The organism is Silvania confinis (assembly GCF_025564085.1).
In the GTDB taxonomy this organism is placed as follows: domain Bacteria; phylum Pseudomonadota; class Gammaproteobacteria; order Enterobacterales; family Enterobacteriaceae; genus Enterobacter; species Enterobacter confinis.
This window is the reverse complement of sequence record NZ_JAMGZJ010000045.1, coordinates 1-470: the sequence shown is the minus strand read 5'-3', so window position 1 is coordinate 470 and position 470 is coordinate 1. Positions and strand designations below refer to the sequence as shown.

General features: G+C 46.0%; 1 protein-coding gene. It reads right to left on the bottom strand.

Annotation, left to right across the window (positions count from 1 at the left end):
• On the bottom strand, positions 1 to 438 hold a 438-nt coding region (locus M8013_RS00205), incomplete at its 3' end, for a multiubiquitin domain-containing protein (RefSeq protein WP_271265833.1).
• Positions 439 to 470: the final 32 nt, after the last annotated feature.

Below are 470 nucleotides of genomic sequence, written 5' to 3'. Positions count from 1 at the left end.
ACTGTAGAGAATTACTCGTTGACAACCACCCTCGGCAACGGTTTCCCAAGGTAAACCACGAACATTCAAGTATTCTTCATCTGCTTCAGGCAAGCGAAATTGCTGCCGTGAGGAATAGCCCTCTGTTTGGTCGAGTGGCAGAGTCAAGAAACACTCAACTCCTGGCAGTGCTAGGTTAACTTCTTCATCGAGTTCAATATGTTTAGTTTTCCCGCCTCGGAACTTTTGATCGATTCTGAATCGCTCTGGTGGGGTTTTGTCGGCTAGCTTGAGTAGCTCGCGTCCTGTCATGATTGAACGGGTCACAGTGTATGTTTGCTTCCCAATACGAATTCTATATCCGCGACAGCGCACTGGGGGTACTTTCCCCGCTTTAGCAAACTCCTCTAAATCAATGATTTCATCAACAAACGGTTGTCCTTGGTCTAGATTGACCATGTTTGCATCTTGTAGCTGTTTGTGCTTTAAAT